Genomic DNA, 17,116 nt, shown 5'->3' with positions numbered 1-17,116 from the left:
ATCAAAAGTATATTTGTATTATAACCATCGCAGGAGGAGCGCATGGAGTTCCAGACCTTCATTACCGAGAACGAGCCGGCCATCCGGCTGTCCGCCTTCCTGGGGATCTTCGCCCTCATGGCCCTGTGGGAGATCGCCGCCCCGCGCCGGGTGCGGCTGCTCCCCCGGGCGGTGCGCTGGACGAACAATATCACCCTGGTGGTCTTCAATACGATCCTCCTGCGCCTGCTCTTCCCGGCGGCCGCCGTCGGGGTGGCCGCCTTCACCACCAGCCAGGGCTGGGGGGTCTTCCATCTCTGGGAGGTGCCGTGGTGGCTGGCGGTGGTCGCCGGGGTCCTGCTCATGGATCTGGCCATCTGGGTCCAGCATGTGATGTTCCACGCCATCCCGGCGCTGTGGCGGGTCCACCGGATGCACCACGCCGACCTGGACTTCGACCTGACCACCGGCGCCCGCTTCCACCCCATCGAGATCATCCTCTCCATGGTCATCAAGTTCGGGGTCATCCTCCTGCTGGGTGTGCCGGTGGTGGCGGTGGTCCTGTTCGAGGTGCTGCTCAACGCCACGGCCATGTTCAACCACAGCAACATCCGCATGCCCCTGGCGGTGGACCGGATCGTGCGGCTGTTCGTGGTCACCCCGGACATGCACCGGGTCCACCACTCGGTGGAGGGGGACGAGACCAACTCCAACTTCGGCTTCAACTTCCCCTGGTGGGACCGGCTCCTGGGCACCTACCGCGCCCAGCCCCGGGCCGGCCACGAGGGCATGACCATCGGCATCCACAACATCCGGGACGTGCGCGAGTGCGATTACCTGCCCGGGATGCTGGCCCTGCCCTTCAAGGGGCCGGTGGGCGAGTACGCCATCAATCGCCGCTTCTCCGGGGGCCAGTCGTGAGCGGGCGGTGGCTGCGCATCCTACTGGTCGTCGTCCTGGCGGCGGGGATCGCCGTGGTCCTGCTCAACCGCGACCGCATCGACCCCGCGGCGCTGGAGGCCTGGGTCGCGGCGGCGGGCTGGATGGGGCCGGCGCTCTTCATCCTGGTCTACGCCCTGGGCGCGGTCTTCTTCGTGCCCGGGTCGGTGATGACCCTGGCCGGAGGGGCGCTCTTCGGGCCGGTGTGGGGGACGCTGCTCAACCTCGCCGGGGCGACCCTGGGGGCGACTCTGGCCTTCCTGGTGGCGCGCTACATTGCCTCGGACTGGGTGGCCCGGCGCGCCGGCGGCCGGCTGGCGAAGCTCATCCACGGCGTGGAGGCGGAGGGCTGGCGCTTCGTCGCCTTTACCCGGCTGGTGCCGCTCTTCCCCTTCAACCTGCTCAACTACGCCCTGGGGCTGACCCGGATCCCCCTGGTGGCCTACGCCCTGACCACCGCCATCTGCATGGCGCCCGGGGCGCTGGCCTACACCTACGTGGGCTACGCCGGTCGCCAGGCGGTGGCCGGGGGCGAGACCGTCATCCAGACCGCCCTCATCGCCCTGGGGCTGCTGGCGGCGGTGGCCTTCCTGCCGCGGCTGGTCCAGCGGATGCGCGGGCCCTCCGAGTGGGTGGATGCCGCGGAGCTGGCCCGGCGCCTGGAGGGGGGCGAGCCGCCGGTGGTGGTGGACGTGCGCGGCCCCGACGAGTTCGAGGGCGAGCTCGGCCACATCGACGGTGCCCTCAACCTGCCCCTGGACGAGCTGGAGGGCCGGCTGGACGAGATCCCGGCGGACCGGCCCCTGGCCCTGGTCTGCAAGACCGACCGCCGCTCCCTGACCGCGGCGCGGCAACTGCGCACCCGGGGCTTTCCCGAGGTGGCCGTGGTCCGGGGCGGCATGACTGCCTGGCGGGCCGGCGAGGGGGCCCCTTCCGGCCGCGGATGATCCATACTGAGGCGCGACCCGCTCAGAACAACAAGGAGCCTGCCATGAAGAACGTCCGCATCCCGGCCCTGGCCGCGACCCTGGCACTGCCCCTGGCAGCGATGGCCGAGCCCCAGAACAACGACCACGCCCTGGAAGGGGTGGAGAACGGCGATGTCATCTGGGATATCACCCTCTCCAAGCCGGCGCAGCTCACCGGCCAGATGGGCGTGATCCGCGAGACCTACCACGACCTGCAGGAGAACGGCATCGAGCCGCGCATGGTGCTGGCCTTCCACGGCCGCAACGTCCACTTCCTCACCGAGGACCTGGAGTCCGTGCCGCTGGAGGAGGTCGACCAGGTGGAGCAGTTCAACCAGGCCCTGGACAAGCTCCTGGCCCTGGACGGCGTTCGCGTCGAGGCCTGCGCCATTGCCACCCGCGTCTACGGCGCCGATCGCGGCGCCATCCGCGACGACGTAGAGGTGGTGGGCAACACCTACGTCTCCAATATCGGCTACACCCAGAAGGGGTACTCCATCATCGGGATCCGGTGAGGGGAGTCCGGGAGGACCCATGCACGCCACACTCCATCGCCTGCAGCGCTCGGACTTCCCGGCCATCCGCCGGGGGGCGCTGGAGACCCTGCAGGTCAACCTGGGCTACCAGTGCAACCAGGCCTGTCTCCACTGCCACGTCAACGCCGGCCCCAAGCGTACGGAGATGATGAGCGCGGAGACGGTGGATACCGTCATCGCCTTCCTGGAGGCCAGCGGGGTGCGGGAGCTGGATCTCACCGGCGGCGCCCCGGAGCTCCACCCGGAGTTCCGGCGGCTGGTGGTCGCGGCCCGGGAGCGGGGCGTCCACGTCCGCGACCGCTGCAACCTCACCATCCTCCTGGAGCCCGGCCACGAGGACCTGGCCGACTTCCTGGCCGACCACGACGTGGAGGTGGTCGCCTCCCTGCCCTGCTACGAGGCGGAGAACGTCGACGCCCAGCGCGGCGAGGGGGTCCACGACGGCAGCATCCGGGCCCTGCGGCTGCTCAACCAGCGAGGCTACGGCAGCGGGGACGGTCGCCACCGGCTGGACCTGGTCTACAACCCCGGCGGCCCCCATCTGCCGCCGGAGCAGGGGGCGCTGGAGGCGGCCTATCGTGAGGAGCTGCAGGGGCGCTTCGGGATCGTCTTCGACCACCTCCTGGCCCTGGCCAACCTCCCCATCCAGCGCTTCGGCTCCACCCTGGTAAGCCGGGGCCAGTTCGACGACTACATGGCGCTGTTGCGCGGTTCCCACCGCGACGAGAACCTGGCGGCGGTAATGTGCCGCAGCCTCATCAGCGTCGACTGGCAGGGGCAGGTCTACGACTGCGACTTCAACCAGATGCTGGGCCTCCACCTGGGCGGGGGCGGGCCGGTCCACCTGGCCGACCTGCTCCAGCGCGATCTCGCCGGCGAGCCCATCGCCGTGGCGGACCACTGCTACGGCTGCACCGCCGGCCAGGGTTCCTCCTGCGGGGGCGCCCTGGCCGCCGGCTGAATGCGGCTGTCGGTGGTCATCCCCGCCCGCAACGAGGCGGCGGCACTGCCGGCACTCCTCGCCGACCTGGCGCCGCTGCGCGCCGCCGGCGGGGAGGTCATCGTGGTCGACGGCGGCAGCGTCGACGGCACCCCGGACCTTGCGCGGACCGGCGCGGACCGGGTCCTCACCGCCGATGGTGGCCGGGCCGGCCAGATGGCGGCCGGCGTGGCGGCGGCCAGCGGGGAGCTGCTCTGGTTCCTCCACGCCGATACCCGGCTGCCGGCGGGGGCGGAGGCGGCGCTGCGGTCCGCGGTGGCCGCCGGCCGACGCTGGGGGCGATTCGACGTCCGCCTCTCCGGTCGCCGGCCGATCTTCCGCGTCATCGCCGCCCTCATGAATCGCCGCTCCTGCCTCACCGGCATCGCCACCGGCGATCAGGGGATCTTCGTCACCCGCGCGGCCCTCACCGCCGTGGGCGGCTGGCCGGCGCTGCCGCTCATGGAGGATGTGGAGCTCTCCCGCCGCCTGCGGCGCCGGGCCGGCTGGCCGGCCTGCCTGCGGCCGGCGCTGACCACCGCCAGCCGCCGCTGGGAGGAGGGCGGGGTGGCCCGGACCATCCTGCTCATGTGGGGGCTGCGGCTGGCCTTCTTCCTGGGCGTGCCGGCGCGGAGACTGGCGGCGTGGTATCGATGACCGGTCCGCGCCTGCAACTCTTCGCCCGCGCCCCGGTGGCGGGGGCGGCCAAGACGCGCCTCATACCGGCGCTGGGAGCGGCGGGTGCGGCCCATGTCCATCACCGGCTGCTGCAGCGTACCCTGGAAGTGGCGGAGCGGGCAGCCGCGCGCATCCCTGGCCTGGAGGCGGAGCTCTGGTGCCATCCCGATATTGACCACCCGGTCTTCCGGGCGGCGGAAGCGCGGGGATTCCGGCTACGTCAGCAGGCCGGCAACGACCTGGGCGAGCGCATGGCCGGCGCTCTGGAATCGGCCCTGGAGGAGGGCGCTCCGGCGGCGGTCCTGGTGGGCAGCGATTGCCCGGGCCTCACCGCCGAACCGGTCGCCGCGGCTTTCGCCGAAATGGCTGCCGGGGCGGATGCTGTCCTGGGTCCCGCCGTCGATGGCGGGTACTATCTCGTGGGTCTGCGCCGGCCGGCCCGGGCGCTCTTTACCGGGATCCCCTGGGGCGGCCCGGAAGTGGCGGCGGCCACCCGGGCGCGGGCTGCGGCCGCCGGCCTGAGGCTGGCCGAGGTGGCCACGCTGCAGGACCTGGATACGCCGGCGGACCTGGCCGCCTTCCCGGAACTCATCACCACGGAGGAACCATGAACTGGCTCGACCGCCAATCCCTGCCCCTGATCCTGCTTATCGCCCTGACCCTGGGGCTGGCTCCCTTCATTCCGGAGCCGCATCTGTGGCAGAAGCTGAAGATGCTCTCGGCCGGCGAACTCTCGCGGCCCCTGGACATCTTCGACCTGGTGCTCCACGGCGCCCCGTGGATGCTGCTGGCGGCCAAGCTCGGGCGCATGGCCGGGGTGGCGACCTTCCACCGCGGCTGAACCCATCGAACCCGGACGGGGAGGTGCACAGGATGGCTGATGAAACGGAACGCGCCCTGGTCTTCGTCTACAACGCCGACAGCGGGCTCTTCAATACCGTGGCCGACATCGGCCACAAGCTCTTCTCGCCGCAGACCTACCAGTGCGACCTCTGCCGGATCACCTACGGCCTGTTCAGCGTCCGCGAGGAGTGGCAGGCCTTCGTGCAGGGGCTGCCACTGGCCGCGGAGTTCCTCCACCGCGACCAGTTCCGCGAGCAGTACGGGGAGCCGCCGGTAGGGCTGCCGGCGGTCTTCGTGCGCGAGGGTGCAGCGCTGACGCCGTGCCTGGAACCGGAGGCGCTGGCGGCCTGCGCGGATGTCGCCGCCCTGGAGACGGCCATCCGGGAGCACTGCCTGGCGGGCTAACTCGGCCGGCGGCCGAACTGGCCGGCGATGAGGTCCTTGAGGGCGTCGTTGCGGACCTCCAGCGGGTCGCTGGTGGCCTCCGCCTCGCCGGTGGCCTGGGGGGCCGTGGCGGGTTCCCCCTCTGCGACGCCATCATCGCCCAGCCGGCGCGCCGCCGCCCGCTGCAGGGCCTCGCCCAGGGCCGAGCCCTCGGCGTGGCGGGTGTGGGCCAGCAGGGATTCGGAGATGGCGCGCGCCTGCCGGACGGTCTCGGGGTCGGCGCTGGTGCGCTCGTGCAGGGAGCGGCTGGCCGGCCGACTGACCTCCAGCGTGCTCATCACCTCCCGGGCGCGCTCCGGGATGGGCTCGTCGGGGACGTGGTCCAGGATGGGCTTGTCCGCGATCCGTTCCCGGCGCGGGGTGGCCGGGCGCGGCTCGGGCCGGCTGGGGCGCGGGCGCCGGGGCTGCTGCTGGCTCGTCCGGCGGCGCTGCGGCTGCTGGGCCTTCGCCGGCTCCTCGCCCCGGGTGGGCTGTTCCGCCTGGCGGATGTCCAGCTGGGTGAAGCCGAGGCTGGCCAGGCTCTGGAGGTGCTTGCGGGTGAGCTGGACCCCGGCGCGCAGAAGGACCCGCTGGTTGGCCCCCATGACGGGGCTGGCCAGCACCATGCCGGGTCGGACCTGTTCCAGGGACATCCGGGCCATGACGATCTCCGCGTTCGTGACCCTTGGGAGTCTAGCAGCTTGCCGAAGGGATGTCCGCCGTGCGCTGCCCCTGGGGGCCGCCCCTGGGGTAGACTGGGATAAAGAAGGAAGCAGGAGAGGAACATTACATGGCAGGACAGTCGGATCCCGGCGGCGAGACGCCTCCCAAGCAGCGATTGCTGGAGTGCTTTGCCCGGGTGGCCAAGGCCATGGCCAGCCCCCAGCGGCTGGATATTCTGGAGGCGCTGGCCCAGGGGGAGCACAGCGTAGAGGCGCTGGCGCAGGCCATCGGCGCCCCCAAGGCCAATACCTCCCATCATCTCCAGGTCCTCCGGGAGGGCGGGCTCGTCAATGTTCGCCGGGCGGGGGTCCAGGCCTTCTATCGCCTCAGTGACGAGGAGGAGATCGTCGGTGTCCTGAACGGCCTGCGCCGGATCGCCGAGGAGCAGCTCGCCGAGGTGAACCGGATCGTCCGCGAGGCCTTTGAGAGTCGGGATCCGCTGACCCCCGTGAGCCACGATGAGCTCATGGAGCGGGCCCGCGAGGGCGACGTCACGGTGATCGATGTCCGGCCCGACGAGGAGTACCGCGCCGGCCACATCGAGGGGGCGGTCAACGTCCCCCTGGAGGAGCTGGATGACCGCCTGGCCGAGCTGCCGCGGGACCGGGAGGTGGTCGCCTACTGTCGCGGCCCCTACTGCATGCTCGCCTTCGAGGCGGTGGAACGCCTGCGCCAGCAGGGCTACCAGGTCCGTCGACTGGAGGCCGGCTATCCGGAGTGGAATGCCGCCCATCTACCGGTGGCGCGGGGTGAATGAACCCCGCTGCCACGACCCTGTCCCCAGCGCCCGGGAGGGCCTCCCATGAACTACCTCTTCATCCTCAATGACAGCCCCTACGGCTCCGAGCGCACCTTCAACGCCGTCCGCCTGGCGGAGTCCCTGATCCGGCAGGAGGGCAACGCGGTCCGCCTCTTCCTCATGGGGGATGCCGCCGTCGCCGGCCACGGCGGGCAGAAGGTGCCCAAGGGCTACTACAACCTCCAGCAGATGCTCTCCATCGTCGTCCGCCACGGTGGCGAGATCGGCGTCTGCGGCACCTGCATGGATGCCCGCGGCATCAAGGCGGAGGAACTCTTCGAAGGGGCCCATCGCAGCACCATGGACGAACTCACCCAGTGGACCACCGCCGCCGAAAAGGTCCTGGTCTTCTAGGCGGAGCAGCGAGGGCCCTAGAGCGCCGCCCGCCCGGCGCAATCCCGGGCGAACTGGGCGGCCACGCGGCCGGAGCGCGAGCCCCGCTCCAGGGCGAAGCGCAGCGCCTCCTCGTGGCGGTCCGCGTCCGCCTCCAGGCCGTGGTGGAGCAGCCAGTGGTCCACCGCGGTCAGGTACTCCTCCTGGGAGAAGGGGTGGAAGGGCACCCAGAGGCCGAAGCGCTCGGACAGGGCGATCTTCTCGTCGGTGGCCTCCGCCGGGTGGATCTCGCCGTCGACCATCCGGGCCTGGCGGTTCTCCTCCATGCTCTCCGGCAGCAGGTGGCGCCGGTTGGAGGTGGCGTGGATGAGGACGTTGGCCGGCGGGGCCGCCAGGGAGCCGTCCAGGGCGACCTTGAGCGCCTTGTAGCCGCGCTCGTCGGCGTCGAAGGAGAGGTCGTCACAGAAGACGATGAAGCGGTAGGGCTCGGCCGCCAGCCCCTCGACGATGGCCGGGAGGTGGACGAGGTCGGCCTTGTCCACCTCCACCAGGCGCAGGCCGCGCTCCCGGTAGGCGGTGAGCAGCCCCTTGATGAGGCTGGACTTGCCGGTGCCCCGGGCGCCCCAGAGCAGGGCATTGTTGGCCGGGGCGCCGGCCAGGAACTGCTCGGCGTTGCCGGTGAGCCGGGCGATGGCCTCGTCCACGCCGCGCAGGTCGGCGAGGTTCACCGGGTCGGGGCGGGTGATCGCCTCCAGGTGGCCGCCGCCGGCGGGGTGGGGGCGCCAGCGCGCCGCCGGCGTGGCGGCCCAGTCCACCGGCTCCGGCGCCGGCGGCAGCCAGGCCTCCGCCCGCTCCAGGACCCGGGCGGCGCGGTCGAGGAACTCGTCCAGCTCCACGGTCTCAGCCCTGGAGGCGGCGGTACTTGATCCGTTCCGGCTGGTCGGCCTCGCTGCCCAGCCGGCGCCGGCGGTCGGCCTCGTAGTCGGCGAAGTTGCCCTCGAACCACTCCACGTGGGAGTCGCCCTCGAAGGCGAGGATGTGGGTGGCGATGCGGTCCAGGAACCAGCGGTCGTGGGAGGTCACCACCACGCAGCCGGGGAACTCCAGCAGGGCCTCTTCCAGGGCGCGCAGGGTCTCCACGTCCAGGTCGTTGGTGGGCTCGTCCAGGAGCAGGACGTTGCCGCCGGAGCGCAGGAGCTTGGCCAGGTGGACGCGGTTGCGCTCGCCGCCGGATAGCTCGCCGATGCGCTTCTGCTGGTCGGTGCCCTTGAAGTTGAACTTGCCCACGTAGGCGCGGGACTGCACCTCGTAGTCGCCCACCTTGATGATGTCCTGGCCCTCGCTGATCTCCTCCCAGACCGTCTTCTCCGGGTCCAGGGTGTCGCGGGACTGGTCCACGTAGGCGAGATCCACGGTGTCACCGACGTCGAAGGAGCCGTCATCGGGCTGCTCCTGGTCCACCAGCATGCGGAAGAGGGTGGTCTTGCCGGCGCCGTTGGGGCCGATGACGCCGACGATGCCCCCCGGCGGCAGGCGGAAGGTGAGGTCGTCGATGAGCAGGGTGTCACCGAAGCCCTTGCGCACGTGGTCCGCCTCGATGACCTTGTCGCCCAGGCGCGGACCCGGCGGGATGTAGAGCTGCCGGGTCTCGTTGCGCTTCTGGTACTCCTGGGAGGCCAGCTCGTCGAAGCGCTGCAGACGGGCCTTGTTCTTGGCCTGGCGCCCCTTGGGATTGGACTTCACCCACTCCAGCTCTTCCTTCATGGCGCGGCGGCGGGCGTTCTCCTGCTTCTCCTCCTGCTCCAGGCGCTTCTCCTTGGCCTCGAGCCAGGCGGAGTAGTTGCCCTCGAAGGGGATGCCGCGACCGCGGTCCAGCTCCAGGATCCAGCCGGCGACGTTGTCCAGGAAGTAGCGGTCGTGGGTCACTGCCACCACGGTGCCCTGGAACTCGCCCAGGAAGCGCTCCAGCCAGGCCACCGACTCGGCGTCCAGGTGGTTGGTGGGCTCGTCCAGCAGGAGCATGTCCGGCTTGGAGAGCAGCAGCTTGCACAGCGCCACCCGGCGGCGCTCGCCGCCGGAGAGGTTGTTCACGTCGGCATCCCAGGGCGGCAGGCGCAGGGCCTCGGCGGCGATCTCCAGGGTGCGGTCCAGCTCCCAGGCCCCGGCGGCGTCGATCTTGTCCTGCAGCTCGGCCTGCTCGGCCATGAGCGCCTCGAAGTCGGCCTCGGGATCGGCGAACTGCTCGGAGACGGCGTTGAAGCGGTCCACCAGCGCCTTGAGCTCGCCCACGCCCTCCTCGACGTTGCCGCGCACGTCCTTCTCCGGGTCCAGCTGCGGCTCCTGGGAGAGGTAGCCGATGCGGATCCCCGGCTGCGGGCGCGCCTCGCCCTCGTACTCGGTGTCCTCGCCGGCCATGATGCGCAGCAGGCTCGACTTGCCGGAGCCGTTGAGACCGAGCACACCGATCTTCGCCCCCGGGAAGAAGGAGAGCGAGATGTCCTCGAGAATGGTCTTGCCGGGCGGCACGACCTTGCTCACCCGGTTCATCGTATAGACGTACTGCGCCATGGTTCGCTCGAAGCTCCGCTGGGCTGAGGTGGAAAGGTCGCGATTGTAACAGATGCCCGCCGGGGGCTAGCGAGCGCGCTCCATGTCCGAGCGCAGGAAGGCCATCACCTGGGTGCGATAGACCAGGGCGATCAACAGGGCCAGCCAGCCGGTGGCAGCGAGGTCCCAGAGGTCCTTGGCGGCGGCGTAGCTGGCGGGGGCCAGGCCGGCGAAGAAGAACGCCGCGGCGGCGTGGCCCAGGGCGTAGGCCGCGTGGAGGCGTTTGTTCCGGCGATTGGAGCCCTCGACCACGTACCAGAGACCGATGGTGGCGTGCCAGAGGGCGACGAAGGTGAAGACGGTGGCGAACAGCGAGGGGCCCACGGCCAGTTCCGCCCGTAGCTTCGCGTTCAGCGGGTCTTCGGCGAGGTCGCCGATGGCCAGCGCCGCCAGCAGCCAGGCGGAGACGCCGATCCGGAAGAGGTCGATGAAGTAGAGCGCCAGGATCCGGCGCGGGCTGCTGCCGCCATCCGCGGGTCGGGTCTCCCCCTCCTGGAGGGCGAGGTGGGTCTTGTAGGCGAGGACATCGTAGGCGATGAAGGCGATGGCCAGGAGCAGCAGCACCAGTCGTTTCCAGAGTTCGGGGTCGCCGAGGAGTTCCGGGTACTCGAGGATCAGGCGGATGTAGTTGAAGGAGAGCAGCAGCAGGCCGATGGCGATGACATCGCTCAGCAGACCGTTGATGGTGCCGGCCACGCGCTGGGCATAGTAGGGGTCGGAGAGGCGATGGGGGTCGGACATGGTCGCGGCGAACCTCGTTAGACCAGGGGCGGCTCGTCGTCGTCCCCGGCCCAGTCGGAGAGGGCGTTGCTGGAGGCCTCCACCTGCTCCGCCTCGTCGGGCCCCTCGAACCGGGCGATGTGGTAGAGGGCGTCGCCCTCGTAGGCCAGGGGCATGTTGAGCCGGCCGATGATGACCCCCGACCAGGGGGCCTCGATGCGCTCCTCGCGCACCCCGAAGGGGTCGGCGATGATGCCCAGGGTGCTGCCGCGGTGGACCCGAGCGCCCAGGGCGGTGGTGGAGCGCAGGATCCCGCTCTGGGGGGCGCGGACCCAGCCGGAGGTCCGCGCCACCACCGGCTCGGTGGTCTTCTTCCGACGGCGGGTGGAGGGCGGGAGCATGCCCAGCTTGCGCATGACCTCGATGATCCCGGAGACCCCGGCGCGCACCGAGGGCTCCTCGAAGCGCAGGGCCTCGCCGGCCTCGTAGAGGAGGATGGGGACATCCGCATCGGCGGCGGCCTGGCGCAGGGAGCCGTCGCGCAGGTCGGAGTTGAGCACCATGGGGGTGCCGAAGGTCAGCGCCAGGTCGCGGGTCTCCGGGTCGTCCAGGTTGGCCCGGATCTGGGGCAGGTTGCTGCGGTGGAGGGCGCCGGTATGCAGGTCGATGCCGTGGGTGGAATTGGCCACCACCTCGTTCATGAACAGGTGCGCCAGCCGGGCCGCCAGGGAGCCCTTCTCCGAACCGGGGAAGCTGCGGTTGAGGTCGCGCCGGTCGGGGAGGTAGCGGGTGCGGTCGATGAAGCCGTGGACGTTGACCACCGGCACCGCCATGAGCGTCCCGCGCAGCCGGCGCAGGAGGCTGTTGCCCAGCAGTCGGCGGATGATCTCCACGCCGTTGATCTCGTCGCCGTGGATGGCCGCCGAGACGAAGAGCCGCGGCCCGTCCTTGCGGCCGCGGACCACGTGGACCGGGACATTGATGGGGGCGTGGGTGTAGAGGCGGCCGGCGGGGAGTTCGACCGTGGTCCGCCGGCCGGGGGGGATGGTGGTCCCGTTGATGACCAGCGGGGTGCTCACCCCCGCCGGCCCTTGGTGCGCGTCCGGTTGGGGGCGGCGTTTTTCTCGATGAAGCTGAAGATCTGGCCGGCGACGTCCTTGTGGGTGGCCGCCTCGATCCCCTCCAGGCCCGGGGAGGAGTTCACCTCCATGACCACCGGGCCGTGGTTGGAGCGCAGGATGTCCACGCCCGCCACGTTGAGGCCGATGGCCTTGGCCGCGCGCACGGCGGTGGCGCGCTCCTCCGGCGTGATGCGCACCAGGGTGGCATTGCCGCCGCGGTGGAGGTTGGAGCGGAACTCGCCCTCCTTGGCCTGGCGCTTCATGGAGGCCACCACCTTGCCGGCTACCACCAGGCAGCGGATGTCGGCGCCGCCGGCCTCCTTGATGTACTCCTGCACCATGATGTTGGCGCGCAGCCCCATGAAGGCCTCGATGATGGATTCGGCGGTCTTGCGCGTCTCCGCCAGGACCACGCCGATCCCCTGGGTCCCCTCCAGCAGCTTGATGACCAGGGGGGCGCCGCCGACCATGGTGATGAGGTCCTGGACATCGTCCGGCGAGTGGGCGAAGCCGGTCACTGGCAGGCCGATCCCCTCGCGGGAGAGGAGCTGCAGGGAGCGCAGCTTGTCCCGGGAGCGGGCGATGGCCACGGATTCGTTCACCGGGAAGACCCCCATCATCTCGAACTGGCGCATGAGCGCCGTGCCGTAGAAGGTGATGGAGGAGCCGATCCGCGGGATCACGGCGTCAAAGCCGGTGAGGTTCTCTCCCTTGTAGTGGATCTCCGGCCGGTGCGAGGTGATGTTCATGTAGCACCGGAGGGTGTCGATGACCCGGACCTCGTGGCCGCGTTCACGGCCGGCCTCCACCAGGCGCCGGGTGGAGTAGAGGCTGGAGCGGCGGGAGAGGATGGCGATCTTCAAGTCGAATGGTCCTGGCGGTAAGGGCTGGGCGTTTCCGGGGCGTCCTGAGTCGCTTCGTCCGGCCCCGTATGGGGCGGGCCGGCGAGGTAGGAGGCCCCGGGATCCACGTGGATGATGCCACGCATGGCGGTCCGGCCCAAGAGCATGCGAAAACGCATGCTGTCGCGGACTGTGAGGGTGATCTCCACCGGCCAGCAGCGGTCGCCGAGGACCAGGGGGGTCTCGATGACGTAGCGCCACTCGCCGTGGCCACCGGAGTCGGTGACCCAGCGCTGATCCACCAGCGGGGCGCTGGACCAGACCACCCGGCTCTCGGGGCCCTGGTCGGGATGGAGGCCGAAGTGGACCCAGCTGCCCTGGTCCGTCTCCTCGGTGGTCAGCTCGAAGGCGTGGAGTGCCGAGGTCCGGGCGCCGGTATCCACCTTGGCCTTGATGGCGTCGACTCCCAGTCGGGGGAGGGCAAGCCATTCGCGCCAGCCGACGACGAGCGCCTCGCTTGGCGCCACGGTCGGGGTGGGGGATGATGGGTCGGTCGCATGAGTCACGGCCGCTTTATGCGACAGCCGCGCCGGCGGGTCAATGCCTGGGCTTGCGGTGAAGCGCCGACCAAACCGCCTACACTGGGCGAGAGAGCGAGGTGAGTAATGGCAGCGGTCTGTCTCTACGACGGCGACGAAATCGGGCGCTACGGCTTTCCGGGGGAGCACCCTTTCCACCAGGGGCGGCTGAACCGCTTCATGGATGGGGTGCGCTTCGCCGGGCTGGATGCCTGGGTGCGCCTGCGGGACGCCGAACCCGCCTCGCCCGCGGTGCTGGAGCGCTTCCACACGGCGGCCCATATCGAGCGGGTGCGGGCGGCCTCCGAGAGCGGCGAGGGCTTTCTGGACGGGGGCGACACCCCGGCCTGGAACGGGATCTACGAGGCCGCGGCCACCGTGGTCGGCGCCGCCGTGGACGCCACCGGCCGGCTCATGGACGGCACCTGCCGCCGCGCCTTCGTCCCCATCGGCGGGCTCCACCACGCCGGCCGCGATGCCGCCTCCGGCTTCTGCGTCTTCAACGATGCCGGCGTGGTCATCGCTACCCTGCTGGCGGAGTACGGCCTGGAGCGCATCGCCTACGTGGATATCGACGCCCACCACGGCGACGGCGTCCAGTACGCCTTCGATGACGATCCCCGCGTCTGGACCGCCGATATCCACGAGGACGGGGCTCACAACTTTCCCGGCACCGGCCACCGCCACGAGACGGGCACCGGGGCCGCCGAGGGGACCAAGCTCAACCTGCCGTTGAAGCCCGGGGCGGGGGACGCCGAGTTCCATGCCGCCTGGGAGGCGGTGGAGGAGCACCTGGAGCGGGCGCGCCCCCAGTTCGTCCTCTTCCTGTGTGGCGTGGACAGCCTGCGCGGCGATCCCCTGGCCCATCTCGCCTTCACCCCGGCGGCCCATCGCCACGCCACCCGGCGGCTGGCGGATCGGGCCGATGAACTGGGCCACGGCCGCCTCCTGGCCCTGGGCGGCGGCGGCTATTTCGATCCCAATATCGCCGCCGGCTGGCGCGCCGTGCTGGAGGCCCTGCTGGGGCACTGAACAGGAGGCCATGAAGAACGGGGGCATTTGCGTTATCATGGAGGGTCACGCGGCCGCATCCCCCGTTGGCGGGGACGCGCCGCCGCCTACCGCGAGCCAAGCCCGCAGGCGCGCGAACTCAAAGACACGCAGACGAAACGCGGGCGCAACCGCGAAGGATCCCCCATGTTCAAGAACGATATGAAGATTGCCGGTTTCGACGATGACCTCTTTAATGCCATGGAGGCCGAGCGCACCCGGCAGGAAGAGCACATCGAGCTCATCGCCTCCGAGAACTATGCCAGCCCCCGGGTCATGGAGGCCCAGGGCTCCGCGCTGACCAACAAGTACGCCGAGGGCTACCCGGGCAAGCGCTACTACGGCGGCTGCGAGCACGTGGACATCGTCGAGCAGCTGGCCATCGACCGCGCCAAGCAGCTCTTCGGCGCCGACTACGCCAACGTCCAGCCCCACTCCGGCTCCCAGGCCAACGCCGCCGTCTACATGGCGCTCTGCCAGCCCGGCGACACCGTCCTGGGCATGAGCCTGGACGCCGGCGGCCACCTGACCCACGGCGCCAAGCCGAACTTCTCCGGCAAGATCTACAACGCCGTGCAGTACGGCATCACCGACGAGGGCTACCTCGACTACGACGAGATCGAGCGCCTGGCCGTCGAGAACAAGCCGAAGATGATCGTCGGCGGCTTCTCCGCCTACTCCCGCGAGGTGGACTGGGCCCGCTTCCGCGCCATCGCCGACAAGGTCGGTGCCTGGCTGCTGGTGGACATGGCCCACGTCGCCGGCCTGGTGGCCGCCGGGGTCTACCCGAGCCCCATGGAGTACGCCGACGTGGTGACCTCCACCACCCACAAGACCCTGCGCGGTCCGCGCGGCGGCATCATCCTGGCCAAGTCCAACCCGGACCTGGAGAAGAAGCTCAACTCCCTGATCTTCCCCGGTACCCAGGGCGGCCCCCTGATGCACGTCATCGCCGCCAAGGCGGTGGCCTTCAAGGAGGCGCTGGAGCCGGACTACAAGGCCTACCAGCAGCAGGTCGTCGACAACGCCCGCGCCATGGCGCAGGTGTTCGTGGAGCGCGGCTTCCGCATCGTCTCCGGCGGCACCGACAACCACCTCTTCCTGGTGGACCTCACGCCCAAGGAGCTCACCGGGAAGGACGCCGACGCCGCCCTGGGTCGCGCCAACATCACGGTGAACAAGAACGCCGTGCCCAACGATCCGCAGTCCCCCTTCGTCACCAGCGGCATCCGCATCGGCACGCCGGCCATCACCACCCGCGGCTTCGGCGAGGCCGAGTCCAAGGAGCTGGCTACCTGGATGTGTGACGTCATCGACAACATGGGTGACGAGGCCACCATCCAGTCCGTGAAGGAGAAGGTGCTGGAGATCTGCGGGCGCTTCCCCGTCTACGGCAACTGATCGGGGCCGGGAGCCGCGATGCGCTGCCCCTTCTGCGGTGCCGCCGATACCCGCGTGGTGGACTCGCGCCTCGCCCAGGAGGGCGATGCGGTCCGCCGGCGACGGGCCTGCGGGGAGTGTGGTGAGCGCTTCACCACCTTCGAGACCGCCGAGCTGACCATGCCGCGCATCGTCAAGCGTGACGGCTCCCGGGAGACCTTCGACGAGGCCAAGCTCCGCGCCGGGATCCAGCACGCCCTGGAGAAGCGGCCCGTGGGGGCGGACGAGGTGGAAGCGGCCGTGGGCCGGATCACCCGTCAGCTCCACAGCCGCGGGGAGCGCGAGGTCTCGGCGGACCTGCTGGGCGAGTGGGTCATGGACGAACTCCGGGCCATGGACCACGTCGCCTACGTCCGCTTCGCCTCCGTCTATCGCAGCTTTGAGGATATCCGCGCCTTCCGCGAGACCATCGATCGGCTCGAGCGGGGGGAGGATGGCTGACACCCCCTTCAGCGCCGCCGACCACGCCTTCATGACCCGGGCCCTGCGCCTGGCCGAGGGCGGGCTCCGGACCACCGATCCCAATCCGCGGGTGGGGTGTGTCCTGGTCCGCAGCGGCGAGGTGGTGGGGGAGGGCTGGCATCTGCGTGCCGGTGAACCCCACGCCGAGGTCCGCGCCCTGGAGGCGGCCGGCGAGTCGGCCCACGGGGCCACGGCCTACGTCACCCTGGAGCCCTGTGCCCACCACGGCCGGACCCCGCCCTGTGCCGAGGCCCTGGCCCGGGCCGGGGTGGCCCGGGTGGTGGCGGCCATGGAGGATCCCAATCCGCAGGTGGCCGGCCAGGGCCTGGAAAGGCTGAAGGTGGCCGGGGTGGAGACGGCCAGCGGCCTCATGGAGGGGCCTGCACGGACCCTCAACCCCGGCTTCATCCGGCGGATGCAGACCGGCCGCCCCCATGTGCGGTTGAAGATGGCGGCCAGCCTGGATGGGCGGACCGCCCTGGCCTCCGGCGAGAGCCAGTGGATTACCGGCCAGGCGGCCCGGACCGACGTCCATGGGCTGCGGGCGCGCAGCTCGGCGGTGGTCACCGGCATCGGCACCGTTCTGGCCGACGATCCCCGGCTGACGGCGCGAGTGGAGGACGCGGTGGCCCAGCCCCTGCGGGTGGTCCTGGATCCCCACCTCGCCCTGCCGCCGGAGGCCGCCCTGCTGCGCGAACCCGGCCGGACCCTGGTGGTGGCCGCCGCCGGCGGCGATGGCCAGGCCGATGACGGGGCGGAGGCGGCCCTGGTGGCCGCCGGGGCGGAGGTCATCCGCCTCCCGGCCCACGGCGGGACCATCCGTCTGGGGCCGCTGCTGGACCACCTGGGGGCCGAGGAGCAGGTCAACGAACTCCTGGTGGAGACCGGCGCCACCCTGGCCGGTGCCTTCCTGGAGGCCGGCCTGTGGGACGAGCTGGTCCTTTACCAGGCCCCGCACCTGCTGGGCGACGCCGCCCGGGGCCTCTTCCGCCTGCCGGAGCCGGCCTCCATGGCGGAGCGGACCACGCTCCGGGTGGTGGAGCGGCGGATGTTCGGGGATGACCAGCGGCTGTGGATCCGTCGGGAGGAGGGCTGA

At 70.8% G+C, this 17,116-nt stretch carries 21 protein-coding genes; 14 read left to right on the top strand and 7 right to left on the bottom strand.

From position 1 onward, the window contains the following. Nucleotides 1–42 precede the first annotated feature (42 nt). From BM272_RS13885 to BM272_RS10080, 8 genes are read left to right on the top strand one after another with little or no spacing between them, the layout of a single operon-like run. The gene (locus tag BM272_RS13885) at nucleotides 43–900 is read left to right on the top strand and encodes a sterol desaturase family protein (protein WP_205407794.1); all 858 of its coding nucleotides are present in this window, start codon (nucleotides 43–45) and stop codon (nucleotides 898–900) included. Beyond that, on the top strand, nucleotides 897–1,865 hold the full coding sequence (locus tag BM272_RS13880) for a VTT domain-containing protein (RefSeq protein ID WP_205407793.1): 969 nt from the start codon (nucleotides 897–899) through the stop codon (nucleotides 1,863–1,865). Before BM272_RS13885 ends, BM272_RS13880 begins: the two co-directional genes overlap by 4 nt. A 44-nt stretch (nucleotides 1,866–1,909) precedes the next feature. Then, nucleotides 1,910–2,401: a DsrE family protein gene (locus BM272_RS10105; protein ID WP_093428679.1), complete on the top strand. Its 492-nt coding sequence runs from the start codon at nucleotides 1,910–1,912 to the stop codon at nucleotides 2,399–2,401. 19 nt (nucleotides 2,402–2,420) lie between these two features. Next, entirely contained in the window at nucleotides 2,421–3,383 is a 963-nt protein-coding gene (arsS, locus tag BM272_RS10100) for an arsenosugar biosynthesis radical SAM (seleno)protein ArsS (RefSeq protein WP_093428678.1), read from the top strand. Next, the gene (locus BM272_RS10095) at nucleotides 3,384–4,058 is read left to right on the top strand and encodes a TIGR04283 family arsenosugar biosynthesis glycosyltransferase (RefSeq protein WP_093428677.1); all 675 of its coding nucleotides are present in this window, start codon (nucleotides 3,384–3,386) and stop codon (nucleotides 4,056–4,058) included. It begins immediately after the preceding gene. Beyond that, nucleotides 4,055–4,690 (top strand): TIGR04282 family arsenosugar biosynthesis glycosyltransferase, encoded by a 636-nt coding sequence (locus BM272_RS10090; RefSeq protein WP_093428676.1) that lies wholly within the window; start codon nucleotides 4,055–4,057, stop codon nucleotides 4,688–4,690. Before BM272_RS10095 ends, BM272_RS10090 begins: the two co-directional genes overlap by 4 nt. Further along, a complete protein-coding gene (locus tag BM272_RS10085) occupies nucleotides 4,687–4,920 on the top strand; it encodes an RND transporter (RefSeq protein ID WP_093428675.1) in 234 nt (77 codons plus the stop codon). Before BM272_RS10090 ends, BM272_RS10085 begins: the two co-directional genes overlap by 4 nt. A gap of 32 nt (nucleotides 4,921–4,952) precedes the next feature. After that, complete coding sequence (locus tag BM272_RS10080) at nucleotides 4,953–5,327, top strand: hypothetical protein (protein ID WP_093428674.1); 375 nt, start codon at nucleotides 4,953–4,955, stop codon at nucleotides 5,325–5,327. Here BM272_RS10080 and BM272_RS10075 read toward each other — a convergent pair. Further along, a complete protein-coding gene (locus BM272_RS10075) occupies nucleotides 5,324–6,007 on the bottom strand; it encodes a hypothetical protein (protein WP_093428673.1) in 684 nt (227 codons plus the stop codon). The two genes, BM272_RS10080 and BM272_RS10075, sit on opposite strands and share 4 nt — an antisense overlap. A 128-nt stretch (nucleotides 6,008–6,135) precedes the next feature. On the opposite strand from BM272_RS10075, the gene BM272_RS10070 reads away from it, so the two are divergent. Together BM272_RS10070 and BM272_RS10065 are read left to right on the top strand one after the other, a co-directional pair. After that, nucleotides 6,136–6,825 carry an ArsR/SmtB family transcription factor gene (locus BM272_RS10070; RefSeq protein WP_093428672.1) on the top strand — a complete coding sequence of 230 codons (690 nt, stop codon included), beginning with the start codon at nucleotides 6,136–6,138 and terminating at the stop codon, nucleotides 6,823–6,825. A 45-nt stretch (nucleotides 6,826–6,870) separates the two neighbouring features. After that, nucleotides 6,871–7,221 (top strand): DsrE/DsrF/TusD sulfur relay family protein, encoded by a 351-nt coding sequence (locus BM272_RS10065; RefSeq protein WP_093428671.1) that lies wholly within the window; start codon nucleotides 6,871–6,873, stop codon nucleotides 7,219–7,221. 17 nt (nucleotides 7,222–7,238) lie between these two features. Here the strand turns inward: BM272_RS10065 and BM272_RS10060 are convergent, their stop codons facing one another. The 6 genes from BM272_RS10060 to BM272_RS10035 form a co-directional block, all read right to left on the bottom strand. Then, nucleotides 7,239–8,096 (bottom strand): ATP-binding protein, encoded by an 858-nt coding sequence (locus BM272_RS10060; protein ID WP_093428670.1) that lies wholly within the window; start codon nucleotides 8,094–8,096, stop codon nucleotides 7,239–7,241. Nucleotides 8,097–8,100: 4 nt separating this feature from the next. After that, complete coding sequence (ettA, locus tag BM272_RS10055) at nucleotides 8,101–9,768, bottom strand: energy-dependent translational throttle protein EttA (RefSeq protein WP_093428669.1); 1,668 nt, start codon at nucleotides 9,766–9,768, stop codon at nucleotides 8,101–8,103. A gap of 66 nt (nucleotides 9,769–9,834) precedes the next feature. Next, entirely contained in the window at nucleotides 9,835–10,548 is a 714-nt protein-coding gene (locus tag BM272_RS10050; RefSeq protein ID WP_093428668.1) for a hypothetical protein, read from the bottom strand. Between the two features lie 17 nt (nucleotides 10,549–10,565). Further along, the gene (locus tag BM272_RS10045) at nucleotides 10,566–11,606 is read right to left on the bottom strand and encodes a succinylglutamate desuccinylase/aspartoacylase family protein (protein WP_093428667.1); all 1,041 of its coding nucleotides are present in this window, start codon (nucleotides 11,604–11,606) and stop codon (nucleotides 10,566–10,568) included. Next, on the bottom strand, nucleotides 11,603–12,511 hold the full coding sequence (gene rimK / locus BM272_RS10040; RefSeq protein WP_093428666.1) for a 30S ribosomal protein S6--L-glutamate ligase: 909 nt from the start codon (nucleotides 12,509–12,511) through the stop codon (nucleotides 11,603–11,605). The genes BM272_RS10045 and rimK overlap by 4 nt, the downstream gene beginning before the upstream one ends. Next, nucleotides 12,508–13,017: an ATP-dependent zinc protease family protein gene (locus BM272_RS10035; protein ID WP_093428665.1), complete on the bottom strand. Its 510-nt coding sequence runs from the start codon at nucleotides 13,015–13,017 to the stop codon at nucleotides 12,508–12,510. The genes rimK and BM272_RS10035 overlap by 4 nt, the downstream gene beginning before the upstream one ends. A gap of 138 nt (nucleotides 13,018–13,155) precedes the next feature. Between BM272_RS10035 and BM272_RS10030 the strand changes: the two genes are divergently transcribed. The 4 genes from BM272_RS10030 to ribD all read left to right on the top strand — a co-directional run bounded on the left by BM272_RS10030 (nucleotide 13,156) and on the right by ribD (nucleotide 17,116). After that, complete coding sequence (locus BM272_RS10030; protein ID WP_093428664.1) at nucleotides 13,156–14,100, top strand: arginase family protein; 945 nt, start codon at nucleotides 13,156–13,158, stop codon at nucleotides 14,098–14,100. A 165-nt stretch (nucleotides 14,101–14,265) separates the two neighbouring features. After that, entirely contained in the window at nucleotides 14,266–15,519 is a 1,254-nt protein-coding gene (gene glyA / locus BM272_RS10025) for a serine hydroxymethyltransferase (RefSeq protein WP_093428663.1), read from the top strand. Nucleotides 15,520–15,537: 18 nt separating this feature from the next. Next, on the top strand, nucleotides 15,538–15,999 hold the full coding sequence (nrdR, locus tag BM272_RS10020) for a transcriptional regulator NrdR (protein ID WP_093428662.1): 462 nt from the start codon (nucleotides 15,538–15,540) through the stop codon (nucleotides 15,997–15,999). Continuing rightward, a complete protein-coding gene (gene ribD / locus BM272_RS10015; RefSeq protein WP_093428661.1) occupies nucleotides 15,992–17,116 on the top strand; it encodes a bifunctional diaminohydroxyphosphoribosylaminopyrimidine deaminase/5-amino-6-(5-phosphoribosylamino)uracil reductase RibD in 1,125 nt (374 codons plus the stop codon). The genes nrdR and ribD overlap by 8 nt, the downstream gene beginning before the upstream one ends.

It is taken from the genome of Thiohalospira halophila DSM 15071, from assembly GCF_900112605.1.
In the GTDB taxonomy this organism is placed as follows: Bacteria; Pseudomonadota; Gammaproteobacteria; order Thiohalospirales; family Thiohalospiraceae; genus Thiohalospira; species Thiohalospira halophila.
This window is presented reverse-complemented; position numbering and strand designations above follow the sequence as displayed.